Consider the following 450-nt stretch of genomic DNA (forward strand, 5'->3'; position numbering starts at 1 on the left):
CTCCAGCTCCTCCCGTTCCTGCTGCAACAAGCGCAGCATACCCGGAATGGCCTTGTAATACTGGGCTATGTGTTTCACGCTCTCAAACTGCATCGTCGCCTCCCGTTCCCGGCTTTCTGTTCGCCGTCTCCCTCTAACACCCTCAGTCCAGCGTTTTGCTGAAAATCGGCTCGTCAGCCTTGCTTTCGTCCACATCCACCGGCTCACCGAGAATTTCTGTCAGCCGTCTTGCCAGCATGGCGTACCCGAAGTAGTCCCCGCCCTTTGCCCACTCTCCAAACTCCCGGAACACAGCTTCCGTGGCTTTGATCGTCTCCTCCAGGCGCTCCCGGCCAAAGCCCAGCGCCTTGTGTGTGCCCAGTGCGTAGCACTTGACCACGATCTCCGCCGCTTCCCGCTGTTCTCCCAGCATGGCCCAGTCTCTTGCTTTTTTTGGTGGCTTCGTTATAG

At 58.2% G+C, this 450-nt stretch carries 1 protein-coding gene; it reads right to left on the reverse strand.

Annotated elements, in window-relative coordinates; all coding sequences use genetic code 11:
• Window positions 1–142: 142 nt before the first annotated feature.
• Window positions 143–450: hypothetical protein (locus tag RX395_RS10075; protein ID WP_316367373.1), on the reverse strand; the 308-nt coding region annotated here is incomplete at its 5' end.

Origin of the sequence: Collinsella aerofaciens (assembly GCF_032584215.1) — a bacterium.
In the GTDB taxonomy this organism is placed as follows: domain Bacteria; phylum Actinomycetota; class Coriobacteriia; order Coriobacteriales; family Coriobacteriaceae; genus Collinsella.